The following is a 19,606-nucleotide window of genomic DNA, read 5'->3' as shown; positions in this document are numbered from 1 at the left end:
TTTATCATATGAAAATAGTCAAAAGGAGGGTCGACAGATTATGAAAATTGGAGTGATTGCTGATATTCACGGTAATGCTTCTGCTTTAAAAGCAGTTCTTAATGAGTTTGATAAAAGGCAGGACATTGAACATATCTACTGTTTAGGAGATATGATAGGGATTGGACCAGATACAAATGAAGTCTTAAAAATCTTATCTGCCAGAAGAGATGTATCTATGATTACTGGAAATCACGATGAAGCAGTTTTGGCAATTTTAAAAGGGGAAGAACATCCATTTAGCCACTCTCACGCTAAAGAGCATCATCAATGGATAGCAAATAATATGGAAAAAGGTTTCATCTCGAAATTAGAACGGTTACCTCGTACCATCGCTATAACAATTGAAGGAATGTCTATACTATTTATCCATTATCACATCGAGCAAACCAAATTAAATAAACATATAAGTAAAGACCCTTTTAGTAGAATTGTTGAGCCAAGTTTAGATAATTTACTCTCTCTATTTAAAGCAAATGAAGAAAATTTAATATGTTTCGGACATCATCATCCACTTCATTTTTTCGAGGGTAAGGATACTATCTTTTTAAATCCTGGTTCTTTAGGATGCAATTCAAAACCAACAGCCCCATATGACTAGGGTTTTTACCTTATCGTTGTATAACCGCTTTTCCTGACGATACCCCGTTAAGGGTAATCAGGCTTTCCCCTCTATAAGGTAGCTGCTCGTAAGAATTATGAAATTATAGGTACTCGGTTTATTCACGCGAAATGAGAATAGTATATAAAGTAACAATATATGATATAAAATTACAATAAACTTCAACATTTGTACTATTACTATATTCCCCTTAGTTTAACAATGTTGTAATCTATTAAAGTGAGATGGACTATAAATATACCCATTTATCTCAAAAAACATTAAAGGGGATAACATTAATGATTTGGAGCAAACGATTTTCAAAGGCGATTATTCATATGCTGGTATTCGTCCTAATTGTTTCTTCTTTTGATCTTGCTTCCTTCCGAAGTGTAAAGGCGGAAGAGAGCAAGAAAGAAGAAACGACTGATATCGCAGAAAATAAGGAAAGGGAAAATCTCATAGAAATTCCTACTCTGAGGACAGAAACGGCTAAAGTTTTTGCGCATCCTGATGGCACTATGTCATCAGAAGTGATGCTTGAGCCTATCCATTACAAAGACGGCGATGAATGGAAGGAAATAGATAATACGCTTGTTCCATCATCCAAGACGAATCAAGTTGAAAACAAAGAAAATGAATTTACGGTTCGATTTCCTGAAAAGCCAAGTGATGAGGGATATACTCAGTTATTTTCCTATCATTTAAATGGAAAAGATGTTTCGTTTGGTATCAATAATAAAAGTGATGCTAACTCGAAACAGTATTCGGATGTTCAGGAAACCACCCTGGTTTCGAACGAAAATCAGGCAACATATAAAGAGTTATTTAAAGATGTCACATTTGAATATATTGTAGATGGATCTAAAGTCAAAGAAAACATCATACTGAACTCATACCAGGGGAAAAATGCCTTTGAATTTTTTATTAAAGGTTCAGGTATGGATGCCAAAAAACGCAATGATGGTGTTATTGAATTTACTGACGCAGCAACAGGTAAATTCTTATTCATCATTCAAAAGCCATATATGTTCGATTCGAGTGGCAAAAAAGAAACAGAAAGTGATCTATCACACCGCGTTACTCAAAACATTAAAGCGGTCACAGGAGGATTTTCACTGACAGTGACGGCAGATGAAACCTTCCTGAAGGATCCGGAACGAGTATATCCAGTAACGATAGATCCTTGGATCGATGTGTTTGATGCAAAAGATACATATGTATCTGAAAAAGCACCAACATCCAATTTCAGCAATGAATCATTTTTGTATGTTGGTAATGATACTGCGAAAGGAAGAACACGTTCTCTTTTGAAGTGGGATCTGCCGACGATTCCAAATGCTGTTGTTACTGGAGGGAAAATTGGCCTTCGTCAATACAGTTCCTATTCCAATGAAACAGTAAACATCCACAAATTAACCACAGGCTATACACCAACGACAGTTAACTGGAACAATCAACCATCATTTCAAACCACACCGGCTCAATACCGGAGCAGCTTTCACTGGACAGGATATGATTACTTCCATATCGACGACATGATCAAAGAATGGGCAGTGGACCCATCCAAAAACCATGGTGTTATGATAAAGTTTCCAAATGATAAAGAAGCAATTTCGGGACGGAAAATCTTCTATTCACAAGAAAATATTGAACATAACGGCACTGATCCTACTAAGCCCAAACTAGTCGTTTACTTCAGACCAAAAGAAATGCTCGGAATCACCGATTACTGGACATATACGCCAGATTTATTTCAAGGTGAAGGAACTGCAGTTGTTAACGTTATTAACGGAAACATGGTTTACGATATCGGTTTATTATCGCTATCGGGAAAAACAGATGCCTTCAACTTAAAATTGGTGTATAACAGTCGTTCTCTATATCAAGATGCGTATGGTTATGGCTGGACATCCAATGTAGGAAAACGATTGGTGCCTTCTCCAGACAAGAAGATTATTGAATACATCGACGAAGAGGGAACACGCCTTCACTTTGGTAAACAGCAGCATGACACTAACACATCCTATACACCTCCAGAAGGTGTGTTTTTAGAATTAAACAGTACCTCTAACGGTGGTTATACCATTAAACAAACGGACGAAACTGTATTAACGTTTGATTCGCTTGGGCGCAATACAAAAGTAGTTGATGAAAAAGGAAATACTGTTCTGTATATGTTCGATGGGACGTCAAATCGCATCACAAAAATCAGTGAACGATACGGATCAGAAACAACAGGCCGTGATTTGACTCTTAGCTACCAGCCAACAACTGGATTGCTTGAAAAAGTGACGGATTTCAGAGGAACAGAAACCCTTTTAGCCTATCAAGCTCTTAATGGAACAAACCGTCTAGCAAGTATCACGTATGCGGCCAATCGAACGGAAAAGAAAAAAATTACGTTTGGCTACAGCGGTACTCATCAGCTCGTAAGCGTACAGGATGCCAATGGGAACACTGGGAAGATTGCCTACGATGCATCGAACCGCGTTCAAAAGATTGTGGATCCACGTTCAGATTCAATGTTTGCAGAGCTTTCATATCCAAGTGGAACAGAAACGATTTTCACTGATGCCAACGGAAACAAAACACGTTATAAAAACAGTGGAATTGAAAAACCGACCGTCAATATCATTGAACAAACAGAAGATTACGGCGGAGCGAATCAAGCTACCACGTTGTATGAATGGAACAAAAACAATCTGATAAAGGAAACCGAGCCAAATCCAGCGACTGGTACTCCTGATCCAAGTGTTGTTAATACAGCTTCATACGATGCAAAGGGGAACCTGACAAGTTCACAGTCGCCAAACCAACTGACGAGTGAAAACACATTTGACAATAAATCCAACGTGACAAAAGAAGTGGAGAACGGGACATCATATGAGCATGTCTATGATGCGAAGAGTAATCTTATTTCCACGTCAGACCACTACCGAGTTGTGGACTACAATGCATATGACAAATATGGTAATGATATTATGTCCGTATCCGGTACACGAATCACACACAATCGACTTCAAAACTCTAACTTTGAGAGAGCCACATCTTCCGGTGAGGCGGAAACATGGAGCCGCCGTTCGATTGGTACGTATCAATTGGATGGTACTTCTGCGAAACACGGAAAAAAATCTGCTAAAGTAACTCTTTCTGGTACAGATGGAGCAGGTTATTACACGCAGACGGTGCCTGTTCAAAGTGACGAGCCAAGTAAATACTATACGGTGGCAGCAAATATTAAAACCTCTGGTCTAACGGGTACTGGTGCCCAAATTCGTGTTTATCCATTGAATGCATCGAAGCAGACAATGAAGGATGAGACTGGACAGACTATCATTTTCACCACTGCTGCATTAAAAGGGACGAATGATTGGACGCGCCTTTCAGATTTCTTCCAGCTGCCTAAAGATACAGCACACATTCGATTTGACCTCTTGGCAACGGGAACAGGAATAGTTCAATTTGACAGTGCTCAACTGTTATACGGTGCAACACTTGATAACTATTACAGCAACGAGTATGGCAGCATGGAGTGGGAGTATGACAAATCCACCGATTACAGCAAGCTGTTTGCTCTTGGAACAGGGGACGGGCTCACATCTGACCTCTCAAAACGTGGAGACCAAGCATTTATCCTTAACGGTGTCAGCACAGCCAATCGTCACTTTGGACAATACGTTGACGTTCAAGGAAAAGCTGGGGATCCAATCACTCTATCAGGATGGTCCTATGCTTCTGGAAACAATACAACCGGGGATTATAGACTTCGCGTATGGTTTATGTACACGGACGGAACGGAAAATGAGTTTGACCTTCCATTCGATAGGGACATCCAGGATCAATGGCAATTTGTAAAACAAACGTTCCGTGCAGAAAAAGCCTTTAACCGCCTCAAGGTATACGGCGTTTTCAGTAAACAAAACGGTGCTGCCTTCTTTGACAATATTAAAGTTGAAGAAAATGGCTCTACCACAACCGATGTTTATTCAGTGGATGGAAACTTTAAAGAGAAGAGCGTTGATGCTTTAGGGTATTCTGAAATCTCAACTTACGATAAAAATGGAAACAATACATCAACTACAGATGAAATTGGTCTGAAAACTCTATATACTTATGATTATCTCGATCGTTTAAAAGCCACTACACTTGTCAAAGGATCGGATACAGACCCTGAAAATATTATGGTTTCCTATGAACATGATGACCAAGGAAACATTAAATCAAGAACAGAACCTCGCGGTAACAAAACGACGTTTGACTATAATGCTATTAATAAAGTGACGAAAGAAACAGATCCGTTAGGGAAGTTCCTTCGTTATGACTATGATGTGACTGGTAATGTGACGGTGACTGAACGTGGATCTGGAACAACAGTCATTGCTAGAGAAGAATTCTCTTACGATAAAAAGAATCGCATGACGGAGAAACGTGTTGGCGGTAAGACGTACACGTACGAATATGATAAAGCTGATAATCAAACAGCCATAAAGGGATCTGCAGGGACGTACACCTTTAGCTATGATGACAATAAGCGATTGACCAAATCCGTTAATCCGGATAGCTATACGATTACGAATGAGTACGAGAGCAATACTAATTCACCTAACCTCGGAGAACGAAAAAATTTAACGGAAACATACAACGGACAGTCTGAAAGCACGGCATATGAATACGACATCTTAAAACGATTAACGAAGTTAACCGGGCCAAACGGACGATCGACTTCTTATTATTATGATGAAAGCAATCAACCGGTTCGGATGGTCAACGGATCTCTTTCAGTGTTTTATCATTACAATGAGGCTGGACAACTAATCCGTCAGTCGTCTCTTGGCAATAAGCCATTGGCCATTAATCATGTTTACAAACCAGATGGTGACATAAATGAAACCACGATCAATGGTCAAAAGGAGTCATACACCTATGATTTTGCCGGTCGCTTAGCATCATGGACATCAAATGCTAAAACCACTACCTACTCTTACGATAAATCGGGGAACTTGTTAAATCCAAATGGTATGAATCTTTCTTTTAATGGAGCAAATGAAATTGAAGGATTTACGTATGATGCAGCAGGCAATTTGACGAAAGACAACAAATACACCTATGAGTGGGATCAGGAAGGAAACTTGACATCTGTTAAGAACCTTACTGGTACAGTCATTTCTTCTTACACTTATCATCCTAATGGTTTAAGAAAAACTAAAACTTTCGGAAGTGAGACCTCTCACTACCATTATGATGGTACTGATCTTATAAGGGTAACAGACAGCAACAAGAAAACCCTCTGGTCATTTACCTGGGTGAATGGGAAGCCGGTTAGTCTTACAAACAAGAGTGGTTCGACTTTCTACTTTGTGACCAATTATCATGGAGATGTCCTCCAAATTGTTGATTCTAACGGAGTAGAGGCAGCCAGTTATAGATACGATCCATGGGGAAATGTTGTTTCAAACACAGAAAACAGTGAATTGAAAGACCAACCTCTAGGTTATGCTGGCTACTACATGGATAAAGAAACGAAGTTGTATTATCTTCAAGCTCGTTATTACGATTCAGAAACAGCTAGATTTATCTCTAGAGATCCTGATCCTGGTGATGAAGACGATCCAATTACACAAAATGGATATACGTATGCGGATAATAGTCCGGTGATGTTTATTGATCCAGATGGTCACTTTGCTCAATTTGTATTAGTTGGCATTTGGGCATATCGAGGTTATAAAGCTTACAAAACTTACAAAAAAATTAAAGGCCTCTCAAAACTTACTAAGAAATCAGGATCATATGTAGTTCATTATAAAAGCGGATATAAGTATATTGGAAAAGGAAATTTGAAGCGATCAAGAAAGTCAGCTAGAAAGCACGCACGAGATAATAATGACCGAGTTAGAGGTATAATGTGGAGTCCAGCTAAAAATAGTAGAAGCGCCTTTATAAAGGAATATAAATTAATGAAAAAATATAAATTCAAAAGAGGTGGAAAATTATATAATAAGCTTCAAAGTCCTGGAAGAAGATATCATAATCAAGATTACGGAAGGTATTAATTTTAGCATTAAATATTGGAGGAAGTTATGAAAACCTTTAAATTAGGAAATATTCGTATTTTGAAGGATAAAGAAGGAGATACTCTAATAATATCTCAAGAACACTTAGAAGAGTGTTTAGAGTACATTAATCAGCACAAAGTTTTTCAAGTAGAAATTAATGATGATTTTGAACATGAAGATGTGCATTTTTTACATGAGTGTCCTACAATTGAAAAATTATCTATTAGTAATCACTTTATTAAAGATATTTCTGGTATTTATAATTTAAAAAAATTAAAAACTCTTGCCATAAATGATACTAAAACAACCCTGCAACTTAAATTGAATAATTTAACAACGCTAGAAGCTTTATATGGAGAGTTACCTAAAAAAACAACGGGTTTAGAAGAACTTATTAATTTAAAAAAGCTTGAATTATGGAAATATTCACCCAAAAATAGTAATTTTGAAGAACTAAAAGGCCTATTAAAAGTAAAAGATATAAGATTAACTCAGGCAAAAATAACTTCTTTAAAAGGAATCGAAAAATTAAATCAACTAGAAAAATTTGAATTATCTTATAATAACGCTTTGACGGATATTGATGATATTTCTGATTCTATAGTTAATTTGGAAATTCATAGTTGTAAAAAAATTATAAATTTCAATCCAATAAATCGGTTGAAAAAATTAGAGAAGCTAAAATTAACAGAATGTGGAGAAGTTCCTTCTTTATCATTCATTGAGGAATTGGCTAATTTAAAAAGTTTTGTATTCAGTGGTACGACTGTATTAGATGGAAATTTAAGTGCTTGTGAAGGGATAGAATATATTTATTTTACTGAAAAAAAACATTATTCTCATCGGAATAAAGATTTTCAAGCTAATTAATACTAATGATTTATTTCAATTAGTTTTTCTTAGCAGATATTAAAACAGCGTCGCGTTATATAGCGGCACTTATTATCAGAATAGTGAATACTTGTAATAAGAATTTTTATTATTATTTAATTTATTGAGCTTATTACGTCAATTAGAACAATCCATTAAATATAACCAAAGTAATATTACAAGTAATGTTGATCTCTGTTTAACAAGTGTATTTGCTCATTTAAATAGAGCCACCTCGATCACGAAATCTTAAGCCACACAATTTCCAGTTTAAACACGTCTTGATTTGGAGTGAGAGGTATGATGGACTCTATTCATTCAAGATATCCTATATTTTCCAGAATCCAAAGGGTAAGTGGCTCACTTTTTGATGATTGGAGTGGCTCAAAATGCAGTTAGCAAAAATAACAAGTAAACAAAAACCCATTGAAGATGGTAGATCATAGGGGTTTAACTAAAAAAGATAAAAAATATGTTTATAAATGTTTAGGAGGATAAGATTTGAAATTTCCAAATGATGATGATGGACAAGTATTAGAAATGCTTTATAAAGAAGGATTAGACTTTAGTAAAAAACATAGAGTTGATTTTTTTGTATCTATTCCTGATAAAAAGAACGGAGAAGCTTTATTAAATGTTTTATCTAGTAAGGGTTTTAACTGTGAGTTAGAAAAAGATGATGATTCTAATGATTGGACTTGTTATTGTTATGTTAGTATGCTTTTAGAATATGAAGCAATAATTAACATTCAAAACCAACTTCAATCCCTAAGTTTACATTACGAAGGTTACTCAGATGGTTGGGGAGTACTAGCAGACTAAACTTAATCAAATATTTTATTATTTTAAAATATTAATATTCGTGATCGAAACTATAGATTAATTTAACAATTCACAATTTGTAATTATTTGCTAAATAAAAAAGCTCCTATGAGCTTTTTTATTTTTCCGAATTTTAGACTCAAACAGTTTATATTTGAATATAGAGTTGTTTGTTACTAAAACGAACATTATTGTTACAAGTAGGGGGCGAACTGTTTAACGGACGGGATCAAGTCCCAAGGGCTATTACGTTCTACCCCGGCTACCGTAATATATATCGATATAAAAAATGGTCAATCAGAAATATTTTCTTTTCTGATTGACCTTATAATACGAAAGGGCGGGATAGCTGAAGAACAAAATATTAAGAAAATGGTGGGAGAATGGCTACAATTGGACTAATTCTGCACGGTATAACTGAATGGAATTCATTGGGTAAAGCTCAAGGAGTAAGTGATATTCCTTTAAATGAGATTGCAGAAAACAAGCTACAAGCATTGGGGATAGACTATCTCTTGAAGAACAGTGGGATATGATTATTACGAGTGACTTATCTAGGGCAATTGAAACTACCCAAATTACTGGAAGTAAGATAGGCTTACCCATTAGTCAAGTTGATGAGAGTAAGAGAAATAAATTGCGGGGATATTGAAGGTACTACGGAAGAACAAAGAGTCAGGCAGTGGGGTAGTGAGTGGCGTAATTTAGAACTTGGAATGGAAAAATTTGAAGACGTATCTAACAGAGGATTAGAATTTTTAAAAGATATAGTTCGTACATATAAAGGTAAACGAATATTGGTGATCAGTCACGGTGTTTTAATCGGATTAACCTTACAAAAGTTGCTTCCACAGAAATTCCAGCAGGCTTATATTGATAATACCGCTATTACTATTTTGAATTTTAAAGAAGACGAATGGGATTGCCCTTTATATAATTCTACGAGACATTTAAATTGATGTTTTGAGGGGGTTACCGCTTCCTTTCCTTTTAGATCCGTCTAGCATATGATACATTGAATTTGATTAATGAAGTTTAACTGTGAATTATAACGCTTTTTAAAAAAATTTTAGGAAGTGTTCTGATAAAGAATTTATGTCTGAAACCACTTCACATTGGGGGGTGACATTTACAAGATATGAGTGGTTAATCTTCGGCTAACGGGCAGGTTAATTGAATAATTCGAAACCTAAGTGATTATGCTTCCGTCTAATTAAAAGAGGATATACAAAGTAAAGCTCAACAGAATTGTAGAGGGGGAATGAAAAGATGAACAAATACGGTTTATTATCATTATTAATGATGCTAATTAGTGTAACTGTGTTTCTGCTACTAAGAGGACCTAACGCAGATTTGTCGTTAGGGATTACCATTTTGGGGATTCTTTCGGTAATTGGAATCGTTTTTGCTGCTATGTCTAAAAAGTGGTTGTCAGGAATTCTTGGAGTTTTAACGAATGGAGCAGTTCTTATTTTTGTATTTTTCTTATTATTAGCCAAGGGAATAGGCGGTTAATCCATAGAGGAGGTTTCGGTTTAGTTCAGCTAAGTTTGTTATTAATTGAGCTTATTCAACTATAGGGGGCAATAACAGAAGATCTGCAAATTGATCTCAGGTTATTGCCTTCTTTCCACTATTCGGTAGGAAAACACAAGACCCGCTAAATTCTTTAAAATTCCCCCGTATCTTTTTCCCTCCTAACTGTGTTTATAAAGTGAATAGATAAAAGGAGGAAGTATAATGAATAAACTAGAAGATGTATCTAGTGAAATGCGAGATTTGAAAAAGAAGTTTGATAAACTTATTGAACCTCATAGGCCAGCTTTATGGCAGTATTGCAGAATGATTACCAGGTCACCTTGGGATGCTGAGGATTTAGTGCAGGATACACTTCTTAAGGCTTATAGTGCTTTACCGAGAATATTTCAGCCAGTAATTCCGAAAAGTTATCTATTTAGAATCGCTACTAATACCTGGCTTAATCTTCAAAGAAAGCAGCAGCGAATTATATTAGAAGAACAAACTGAAGAGTCATACGAAGACGTGGATCCATTTTCGATTAGGGAAGCTATCGAGAAATTGGTAATATATTTGTCACCAAAGCAACGTGCAGTGATCTTGCTTTTTGACGTTTTTCAATTTCAAGGGAGTGAAGTGGCAGAAATGATTGGTTCAACTGAAGGAAGTGTGAAGGCACTTCTCCATAGAGCTCGAAAAAAATTAAAGGAATTAGGTCAAGAAGAGTTGCCGTTGCCATCGCCATCTAGTCCTAAACAAGAAAGTGTTTCTGCTAATGGTCCAGTAATTCAAGCATATATAGATGCTTTTAATCGGAGAGATCCTGATACGATAGCTGGTTTACTTGATGAAAATGCTATCAATGATATTGTCCATACATCATTTGAGTACGGAAAGGAAACTATTAGAAACCATTCGTTAGAAGGATGGGCAAATGATCCAATGCCAATGAAAGCTGTTTACCAACAGCTGTGGGATAAACCAGCCGTTGTTGTAATGACTAAAAAAGATGGAAAAGATGCAGTTTATAGTTTAATTGAATTAGAACTCGATGCTGGTGTAATTGTTAATAAACGTACTTATTACTTCTGTCCAGACTTGCTAGAAGCAGCAGCTGAAGAATTAAAAGTACCAGTTCATAAAAACGGATATATTTACTGAGGAGAATAGTTGAACTTTAAATACAGTTTCAACAGTTAGTAATACAGTGAAATTTTTTTATAGCTGAAGGTAAGAATACCGCTCTTCAGCTTTTCTTTTGTTCCTTAAACGGTTAATGGAATAATCAATTATTTTTTATTATAGTGAAGAAGGAAATTAACATAGGAGATTGTATTTATGACACCAATAAAAAAAGCTTATGGATACGTCACAAGAGTAAGAGACGAGAAGACACAGGTATTGGTATTTCGGCACAAGAATATCCCTGAGGCAGGTATTCAAGTACCTAAAGGTACAGTTAAAGAGGATGAAGACACGTATAACGCGGTAATTAGAGAAATTAAAGAGGAAACTGGAATCCAATGTTTTGAAGTGAATAAGTTGATATCAGAAGACTATTGGGAAAATGATGATGGTGCTATACATAATAGGTATTTCTATAAGATAATTTGTAAGGAAATTGCTGATGAATGGGAACACAATCCAACAGGTGGAGGAGAAGAAAAAGGACTTACCTTTCAATTTTTTTGGATATCATCTGATGAAGAAGTTGATCTAATAAGAGGTCACGCAGACTATTTAAAGCCAATTTTCAATTAATAATAAGAAATTATGTAACTTTTATTCCATTATAGGGGGCGCTAATTGAAGATCGGTTCCCTTTGGTCGGAGAAATATATTTTAATAACCTTGTATAAATAACCTTCTAATGGGGCACACTTAAACCAAAGTTTACTTGTTTGGCAGCCTCGTAGGAGTTGATAAAATATGAGAATGTCTGAAGCATGGGAGAAATATCAGTTAGATAAGAAAATCGAAGGGTATTCCCCATTAACATTAAAAGCTTACTGTTTCCAATATAGTCTATTGTTAAGACACTTTGGCGACATCAACATAAAAGACATCACAACGGAAAATCTGAAAAGTTACCTTATTAATTCTGGAGAACACTTAAAGCCAACAAGTCTGGGACATCGGGTTAGATGCATCAGATCACTATTTAAATGGATCCATGATGAAGGCTACCTACATTACAATCCTGCTTCAAAATTAAAGGAGCCAAAGATAGGAAAAAGAATTCCTAAGTTTCTAACTGATATAGAAATTGAACACCTCAGAGAAGCTTGTCAAAGTTCATTAGAAAATGCTTTGTTTGAATTCTTCTATTCAACAGGTTGTCGAATTGGAGAAGTTGTAAAACTAAATCAAGATGATATCAATTTCTCAGCGAACTCGGTGATTGTTCATGGAAAAGGTGACAAAGAGAGGGAAGTGTATTTTAATACTCGCTGTTCTTTATGGCTGAAACGGTACCTGGATGAACGAGACGATCTGGATGGTTGTCTATTCATCACAGAAAGGAAGCCCCAAAACAGGATGAGCATTGATATGGTGAGGTACATTATAAAGCGGATATCAAAACGAGCAGGGATAAAGAAGAGCATTCACCCTCACCAACTAAGGCATAGTTATGCCACACATTTAATTAATAACGGTGCCCCACTGGAAGTAATTCAAAGTCTTTTAGGTCATGAAAAAAGTGAGACTACAAAGATTTATGCTCAACTTAGTGGAAAGCTGCGCCAGGATTTCTATTGCAAATATTTTTAATGGTAAAGAGTTTCACCCCATTTGGGTGTGAGGCTCTTTTTTTATCGGGCCATTTTATGGAATAAGGTATTGTTTAATTATGGTCGATTTGAAATAATTGGTATTAGTGAATAAAATACATAATCAATAGAGGTGTACGATGTTAAAAGTAATATATTTCGATGAATCATCTGCTTTAGATAGCTTAGATCAAGCAAATAAGGGAAGGATTCAGGAAATCACAAAGGATATGGTTGATAAAGCCAATGAATTATCAGGAGAAGCTGAGTTTGAAGCAAGAGCTAAGACTAGTCTGTTTACCTTCTTTAAATTAGGAGGCGGTATTGACACTAAAGGACAATTTTCAAGAAAAGGGACCAATATTTTGACCACTACACTAACAAACACTATTTTAACTAGCTTTATAGAGCTATTGGAAACGGATTTTGTTGATAGTGAAAGTTTTAAAACTCTTAAGGAATATAAACTAAAAATAGTACCTGACTCTTTTACCTTCTTAAAGACTATAACTCCTTTCATAAAAGTATACAGCAATCAAGCAGATGTAGTAGTAGTACAATCAGGTAATGAAAATGCAAATGACCCTCAAAACTTTGATTTTTCTTTATTTGATGATGTTTTAGAGAATGCAAAAGGATATTATGAACTGCTTGCCGTAAGAGGAGATGACCGAAAAATAGTTAGATTTAACTTAGATGGTCTTAGAAATAACTATAGATTAACTGACCTTCAAAAAATGGATTTAACAATCCATGGAATTAAGGTAGGGACATGCACAGAGAAGGAATTACATTTTATGAAGGAAATTGGTGAAAGTAATACTGAAGAAACAAGCAGTGGATTTGATGCATTTGAACAAGAAAAAAAAGATAACTTTAAGAATGGTGAAGTCGAATTAGACATTATTGATGTTATTTTAGCGGGAATTAATTAGATGAATATTGTTGAATTATATTCAGGGCCAACTAAAGAATTTGAAAAAATTATAGAACCTTGTGACCAAGTTTTATCACTCCATACTTTGATAACAACAATTGACAAAGAGAACTTTAATGACTGGATAAACGACAATTCAGGTAGAAATTATACACTCGTTTGTTATTCAGAGGATCTTTCATCAGTGAAAGAACATTTTTTGGGTATGCTTCCAAACTTAATTAGACTATTGGTGGAAAAAGAATGCATTATTGAATGTTATATTCATAATCCGCCTTTGTTATTAAAAGAGGGAATAATACGATTATTTGAGAATGATGAGTATATTTTAGTAAAGGAAAACACCTTCGAATTTAATAAAATAACAACACAAGATATTACTAATTTATATGAAGAATTAAACAAAGAAATAATAGGCCAAGAACAACCAATCTTAGAATTAGTATCAACGATTTATCCTTTAACCGCAAAGTATAGTAACCCTGTTGTCTTATTGTTTTATGGACCAGCTGGCGTAGGGAAAACTGAGACCGCTAAATTATTGAGTAAAGTTTTGTACAATGGAAAGTTATTAAGGGAACAAATTTCAATGTATCAAACTGAGGCTTTTGCATCCTATTTATTTGGAGGTAGTATTAATGAAAATTCATTTGCTAAGGGATTAATTGGGCGGGAAACCAATGTAATACTTTTAGATGAATTCGATAAATGTCCTCCGGGTTTTTTTAGTGCTTTTTATCAATTTTTTGATGAAGGGTTATTTGTGGATAGAAACTATAAGGTCAATTTAAAGAATTCTATCATTATCTGCACCACAAACTACGGTTCACTTGAAGAGATTAAAAAGCAATTAGGCAGTCCTATCTTTTCAAGGTTTGATGGATTTATTTCTTTTGGAGATTTATCTCAAGAAGATAAATTAAAGTTAATAAGAATAAAGTATGAAAAAAATCTATCGTTATGGGATGAAGAACAGCAGGCTTTAATAAAAAAGAAAAACGCAATTGATTTTCTTACAGAACATGCAAATAAATTCATTAACGCTAGAAATATTGACAATGGAATTAGATCTTACATGTCTAAATTACTCATTCAAGATGTTTTAAATAGAAACACGTGAGTAGCAAAAGCGAACAAAATTGAGAAAAACCAACAAATACATTAGCTAAGACTCTATGACAGCCATTTTTTAGAGTTAGGATCCCAGCAAAAGTGTGCATTTGCTCCTTAATTCAAGTAAAGGGCAAGATTATGGAATATAGAATTGAAGGAGTGATTATATGGAAATCATTATCGGATATTTATTAGGTGCTTTTGTCTTAGTTTTATTCTTTATTTCATTGTTTAAAATGGTATCCAATCGAATGAAAAACTCCAATAATGAAACAAATGAAAGGATAAATTACATAGAAAAAAAACGTATAGAGGATATAGAAAAAAAGTAAATTATTCTTCAGCTGAACAAGCTGGAAAAGAGATAGTGAGTAATAACTAAAAACAAAAGAAAATACTTACTGTGAAAGCGATTGCTATTATGCAATTCGCTTTTTTGAATTGAATATAGAGTATTGGGGATAATATTGGATTGGATAAACATTTAAAGAGAAACGAGGTATTTTGATGAAAATTTTTTCAAGTTTATTGATAATTTTATATCTCATTACTGTTTCTTCCTCAATAGCCTTCGCTAAAGAAACTAAGTATAACCACAACAGCATCACAATAGCTGAAGTAAAGGAAGAGGTGAATTTTAAAGTGCTCGTCCCAAAGAAAGTTCCTGAAGAGTGGACTTTGGAAATAAAAACTCGGAATAACAAGGAGGGAAATTTAAGCAGCATTAGATTAAATTATATGGATGAAAATGATAAAAGTTTAATGCTAGGAATAGAAGAAAAAAAGGTCTCAAAAAAGGCAATCAGTCAATTGGAAGAAGAGTTTTCAGAGGGAGATAAAATTAAATTAAATGATGTTCCTGCTTATTATCAAGAATGGGCTAACAGTGGAAAAACGCTAAATGGAAAGAAAATAAGCGGTGGGCTTTTAACTTGGATACAAGATGAGACATATGTTCAAATGGACAGTTCTTCTTTATCGAAAGATGGAATGGTTGAGATTGCAAGAACTATCAGGTGAACTGAACCTGCATCTTCCGCTTAAAAAGGTCTCAGAAAATAATGAGTGTTATATCTACAGACACTCCTTTTAAAAGATCTTGGTTACATACATGAAAATCAAGAAAAAGGGAAAAGTAACAAAGAAGATTTAGTATAGATATTATGAAGAAAAAATAAATATTGTCAGCTACACCCTCTCCTAAAATAAAGGGGGTGTGCGTGAAATACAAATTAACGCTTAATTAAAAACGGTTATAGAATGTCTAAACCCTTGGTATACATGGGTGTGGGCATTTTTTTAATTATACCATTATTTGCGTTAAGAAGGATTAACGCTTTTTTTGTTGAAGTTATTGGATTAACCGACAGTTTAATTTAATAGCAAATTTAGCAAATTTATGACTTTGCTCCAGAGGATTAATGTGCTTTTTTATTGAATTACATAAATAGCAATTTCGAAATATTAAGCTTTTAGAGAGGGGAAACATATGAATCCTATTTTAATAGATGTTCCGTTACAATTAGAAACAGACAGACTAATTCTTCGAGCACCACAACAAGCTGGTGACGGGGATGTAGTACATCGAGCGATTAAGGACTCAATTAATGAGCTAAAGCAATGGTTGGCTTTATTCCAGGAAATTCCTACTGTTGAAGAAACAGAAATTCTCCTGAGAAACGCCTATATAGATTTTTTGAGAAGAGAAAGCTTTCGCTATCTTATCTTTCATAAAGGTACTAATGATTTTATTGGAACTGCCAGCCTTCACAGAATTGATTGGAAGATTTCTAAAGGTGAAATTGGATACTGGATTAACTCGCAACATAGTGGCAATGGATATATAACAGAAGCAGTAAGTGGGTTAACGAACCTTGGTTTTCAGCATCTCAAATTTAGAAGGATTGAAATAAGATGTGAATCCTCAAACGATAAAAGTCGTTCAATTCCAGTAAGCTAGGTTTTGAATTAGAAGGAACCTTAAGAAATGATGATTTATCCTCAGATGGCAGCAAGCTAACTGACACTTGTATTTATTCAAAAATAAAGTAAGCTTTGTGATCAAGAAAACTCAAATTCTATAAGACACTTAAGGTAATGCCGGGGTAATAATTAAGGCAGGTAGTTCTAAATAATACTTATTCTTTTAAAGGAAAGCACTCCTGTATATGTAGAGGTTGTATAGTAGGATAGTATGTGAATTATTTCACCTAAACTAAAGGGGGCAATAACTGAAAATCACCTTAATAAACTCTGGCTATTACGTCTTCAATTATTGAGCAGATAATTTTAAGCGGAGGACTATCCTGGAATAGCAGGAATATGATTTCTTGCACTGGGCTCTTTGTTAATAAATTGTAATCGTTAACGAGCCCATAATTTCTTTGTTATTATTAGCTTTAACCAAAATCTTCTGGAAAGTCATTAATTGTTTCATGCCCTCCACTTCCCACCGCCGTTCTACTTTTTTGTTTTAGTTACTCAAAGTGGTATATATTACAGTGGTCATTAAAGCAGCATTCCCTCTCTTCCTCCTCTTTTAATACACACTTAAAGTTTATCCAACAAAAAAATATCCCTTTTAACCTTTTTGTTAACTTATCGGTAATATAAGTTAACATTTTTGGTGATTTATTGTAAACTGATATTTGTATTTGGTTTACAATTAAGGAAACCAAAGACACATTATAACAGCGATTTAAATTACTATTTTTCCAGCTAAACTAAGATTAGGAGAGAGATGTATGGTTCAGAGTAGAATATATAGTGTGAGGATGCGAGCTTCGGAAAAGGAATCACATGAAAATGGAGGGAAGCATATTTCTGGTGGTGAACTTCTCTCTTCTTATCATGATTTACAGATGTCAGTAAATACATTGCTGGAAAAGGCATTAAATCACTCAAGAGGAAAACCCGATTTTCTTCAAATTCAATGTGAAATGGTAAATCAACCTATAAAACGAGTAAATCCTTTGACAGTCCACACTAATGAAGTAACTACAGTTAAAGAAGGACAAGAGCTAGCTAGGTCTCTTCTTGAGAAAACGGGTGTCCCTAAAGACATTATTGAACAAGCTTATAAGCAAATCCCTGAATATGCGGTTAGAGGAGCAATCCTAATTGATATTCAAACGGGGGAGCGGATAGATGGGAGAATAGATAAAGGTGTTCGAGTCTCTAGAATGGATTGGCAGTGGGAGAATTTTGAGAAGTGGGCTAAATCAAAAGCCGTTCTTGCTAGCCCGAGGTTAAAGGAAGCGTTGGCACTTGCGACTAAAGTGTGTAATCACCCATTAACCATTGCAGAATTATGTTGGTCAGATGACCCAAATTACATTACAGGATATGTAGCTGGGAAAAACATAGGTTATCAACGTATAACGCAACTCAAACACTATGGTGATGAGAGAGGATGCCGTATCTTTTTTGTTGATTCGTCATCTACGATCCATACATACGTGTCTTATTTAGAAGAGCAACCAATCATCGTTCAATGGGAGGAAGATCATGATTCAAGAGTTGATTGAAATAGCAATAAATATTTATGGTATGTCCGTGGGTACAGAAATGGAATTAGATGTTGTAAGCAAAATACCAATGCGATTCGAGAAAATCTCCCACTCTCTATTAATGGTTACGTGTAATGAGCATTAATCAATGGTTAAGCCAAAGGATAGAAAAGACCAAACAGGCTGGCTTATATCGAGAATTAAGGACAATGAGTACTGCACCCCAGCCAAAAATGATAGTCAATGGTACACAACAGATTGTTTTTTCATCCAATAACTATTTAGGTATAGCAAATGATCCAATTGTAATGGAAAAGGCATTAAAAACGTTAGAGGAATTCGGAATGGGAAGCAGCGGATCTAGGTTAACCACTGGCAATACGGAATGGCATGAAATGCTGGAGAACAGGATTGCCAGTTTTAAAAGGAAGGAGGCTGCTCTTTTATTCTCAAGTGGCTATTTAGCTAACATTGGTGTTCTTTCATCCTTGCCTGAAAAAGGGGATGTGTTGTTAAGCGACCAACTGAATCATGCAAGTATCATCGATGGCTGCCGACTATCAAAAGCTGAAACGGTCATTTACAAGCATTCTGACATGAGTAATCTAGAGGAGAAATTAATAGAAACACAAACGTATACTCGTAGATTTATTGTCACAGATGGTGTTTTTAGTATGGACGGATCGATTGCTCCATTAGATGACATTATGAAACTATCTGAACGATATGATGCTTATGTCATTGTAGATGATGCGCATGCTACAGGTGTTTTGGGAGAAAGAGGAAGAGGAACAAGTGAGCTTTTTGGAGTTTCTCCGGATGTAGTCATTGGAACTTTGAGTAAAGCAGTAGGAGTTGAAGGTGGTTTTGTAACAGGTTCTAGAGTTTTGATTGATTTCTTGATCAATCATGCCAGAACGTTTATTTTTCAAACGTCTCTTCCTCCGGTAAGCTGTGGAGCTGCCTATGCCGCATTCGATATCATAGAGAAAAGACAGGAATTAAGGGAACGATTACATAGACAGATTAACGTAATAAAAGGCACATTGGAATCAATGGGATTCACAGTATACGGACAGGGTACACCTATTATTCCGGTGATTATCGGGGATACAGAAAAGTCGGTTAGGTTTTCTAAAAAGCTCGAGGAAAATGGTATCTATGCACCTGCGATTCGTCCTCCAACTGTTCCTGAAGGAGAGAGTCGTATCCGACTAACTGTGACGGCTACTCACAATGATTCACACATTGAGCACTTGCTTGCATCATTTGAAGAGATTGGAAGAGAGTTGGAGATTATCTAATCAAGGCGAATACAGCTGCATGATACTAAAAGATGCGGAAAAGCGCATCTTTTTTTTAGAGTGTTT

The 19,606-nt window shown here is 35.3% G+C and carries 18 protein-coding genes and 1 pseudogene; all 19 read left to right on the top strand.

The genetic code is table 11. The annotated features are described in order from the left end of the window. The first annotated feature begins 40 nt into the window (after positions 1 to 40). Positions 41 to 640, top strand: a complete 600-nt coding sequence (locus tag AAEM60_RS17365) for a metallophosphoesterase family protein (protein ID WP_341356753.1) — start codon at positions 41 to 43, stop codon at positions 638 to 640. A gap of 299 nt (positions 641 to 939) precedes the next feature. Beyond that, positions 940 to 6,693, top strand: coding sequence for a DNRLRE domain-containing protein (locus AAEM60_RS17360; RefSeq protein ID WP_341356752.1), 5,754 nt, complete (start codon positions 940 to 942; stop codon positions 6,691 to 6,693). 27 nt (positions 6,694 to 6,720) lie between these two features. After that, entirely contained in the window at positions 6,721 to 7,566 is an 846-nt protein-coding gene (locus tag AAEM60_RS17355; RefSeq protein WP_341356751.1) for a hypothetical protein, read from the top strand. Positions 7,567 to 8,067: 501 nt separating this feature from the next. Next, entirely contained in the window at positions 8,068 to 8,388 is a 321-nt protein-coding gene (locus AAEM60_RS17350) for a ribonuclease E inhibitor RraB (RefSeq protein ID WP_341356750.1), read from the top strand. A 383-nt stretch (positions 8,389 to 8,771) separates the two neighbouring features. Continuing rightward, on the top strand, positions 8,772 to 8,924 hold the full coding sequence (locus tag AAEM60_RS17345; RefSeq protein ID WP_341356749.1) for a histidine phosphatase family protein: 153 nt from the start codon (positions 8,772 to 8,774) through the stop codon (positions 8,922 to 8,924). Further along, entirely contained in the window at positions 8,921 to 9,040 is a 120-nt protein-coding gene (locus tag AAEM60_RS17340; protein ID WP_341356748.1) for a hypothetical protein, read from the top strand. The genes AAEM60_RS17345 and AAEM60_RS17340 overlap by 4 nt, the downstream gene beginning before the upstream one ends. After that, positions 9,006 to 9,347: a histidine phosphatase family protein gene (locus AAEM60_RS17335; RefSeq protein ID WP_341356747.1), complete on the top strand. Its 342-nt coding sequence runs from the start codon at positions 9,006 to 9,008 to the stop codon at positions 9,345 to 9,347. The genes AAEM60_RS17340 and AAEM60_RS17335 overlap by 35 nt, the downstream gene beginning before the upstream one ends. Before the next feature lie 310 nt (positions 9,348 to 9,657). Continuing rightward, positions 9,658 to 9,903 (top strand): hypothetical protein, encoded by a 246-nt coding sequence (locus tag AAEM60_RS17330; protein WP_341356746.1) that lies wholly within the window; start codon positions 9,658 to 9,660, stop codon positions 9,901 to 9,903. Positions 9,904 to 10,128: 225 nt separating this feature from the next. Then, positions 10,129 to 11,067 (top strand): sigma-70 family RNA polymerase sigma factor, encoded by a 939-nt coding sequence (locus AAEM60_RS17325; protein ID WP_341356745.1) that lies wholly within the window; start codon positions 10,129 to 10,131, stop codon positions 11,065 to 11,067. Positions 11,068 to 11,244: 177 nt separating this feature from the next. Continuing rightward, positions 11,245 to 11,667 carry an NUDIX domain-containing protein gene (locus AAEM60_RS17320; protein ID WP_341356744.1) on the top strand — a complete coding sequence of 141 codons (423 nt, stop codon included), beginning with the start codon at positions 11,245 to 11,247 and terminating at the stop codon, positions 11,665 to 11,667. 168 nt (positions 11,668 to 11,835) lie between these two features. Further along, a complete protein-coding gene (locus AAEM60_RS17315; protein WP_341356743.1) occupies positions 11,836 to 12,678 on the top strand; it encodes a tyrosine-type recombinase/integrase in 843 nt (280 codons plus the stop codon). 139 nt (positions 12,679 to 12,817) lie between these two features. Continuing rightward, positions 12,818 to 13,612 carry a DUF6414 family protein gene (locus AAEM60_RS17310; protein ID WP_341356742.1) on the top strand — a complete coding sequence of 265 codons (795 nt, stop codon included), beginning with the start codon at positions 12,818 to 12,820 and terminating at the stop codon, positions 13,610 to 13,612. Further along, positions 13,613 to 14,734 carry an AAA family ATPase gene (locus AAEM60_RS17305; RefSeq protein WP_341356741.1) on the top strand — a complete coding sequence of 374 codons (1,122 nt, stop codon included), beginning with the start codon at positions 13,613 to 13,615 and terminating at the stop codon, positions 14,732 to 14,734. It abuts the gene before it with no gap. Positions 14,735 to 14,894: 160 nt separating this feature from the next. Then, entirely contained in the window at positions 14,895 to 15,059 is a 165-nt protein-coding gene (locus tag AAEM60_RS17300; protein ID WP_341356740.1) for a hypothetical protein, read from the top strand. Positions 15,060 to 15,234: 175 nt separating this feature from the next. Next, positions 15,235 to 15,747, top strand: a complete 513-nt coding sequence (locus AAEM60_RS17295; RefSeq protein ID WP_341356739.1) for a DUF4367 domain-containing protein — start codon at positions 15,235 to 15,237, stop codon at positions 15,745 to 15,747. 469 nt (positions 15,748 to 16,216) lie between these two features. After that, positions 16,217 to 16,779 (top strand): annotated as a pseudogene (locus AAEM60_RS17290) (GNAT family N-acetyltransferase). A gap of 692 nt (positions 16,780 to 17,471) precedes the next feature. Beyond that, positions 17,472 to 18,254, top strand: a complete 783-nt coding sequence (bioW, locus tag AAEM60_RS17285) for a 6-carboxyhexanoate--CoA ligase (protein WP_299739082.1) — start codon at positions 17,472 to 17,474, stop codon at positions 18,252 to 18,254. Then, positions 18,235 to 18,381 carry a hypothetical protein gene (locus tag AAEM60_RS17280; RefSeq protein WP_341356738.1) on the top strand — a complete coding sequence of 49 codons (147 nt, stop codon included), beginning with the start codon at positions 18,235 to 18,237 and terminating at the stop codon, positions 18,379 to 18,381. Before bioW ends, AAEM60_RS17280 begins: the two co-directional genes overlap by 20 nt. Beyond that, positions 18,371 to 19,540 carry an 8-amino-7-oxononanoate synthase gene (gene bioF, locus AAEM60_RS17275; RefSeq protein ID WP_341356737.1) on the top strand — a complete coding sequence of 390 codons (1,170 nt, stop codon included), beginning with the start codon at positions 18,371 to 18,373 and terminating at the stop codon, positions 19,538 to 19,540. Before AAEM60_RS17280 ends, bioF begins: the two co-directional genes overlap by 11 nt. The last annotated feature ends 66 nt before the right edge of the window (positions 19,541 to 19,606 follow it).

This window comes from Rossellomorea sp. y25, assembly GCF_038049935.1.
GTDB lineage: Bacteria > Bacillota > Bacilli > Bacillales > Bacillaceae_B > Rossellomorea.
This window is presented reverse-complemented; position numbering and strand designations above follow the sequence as displayed.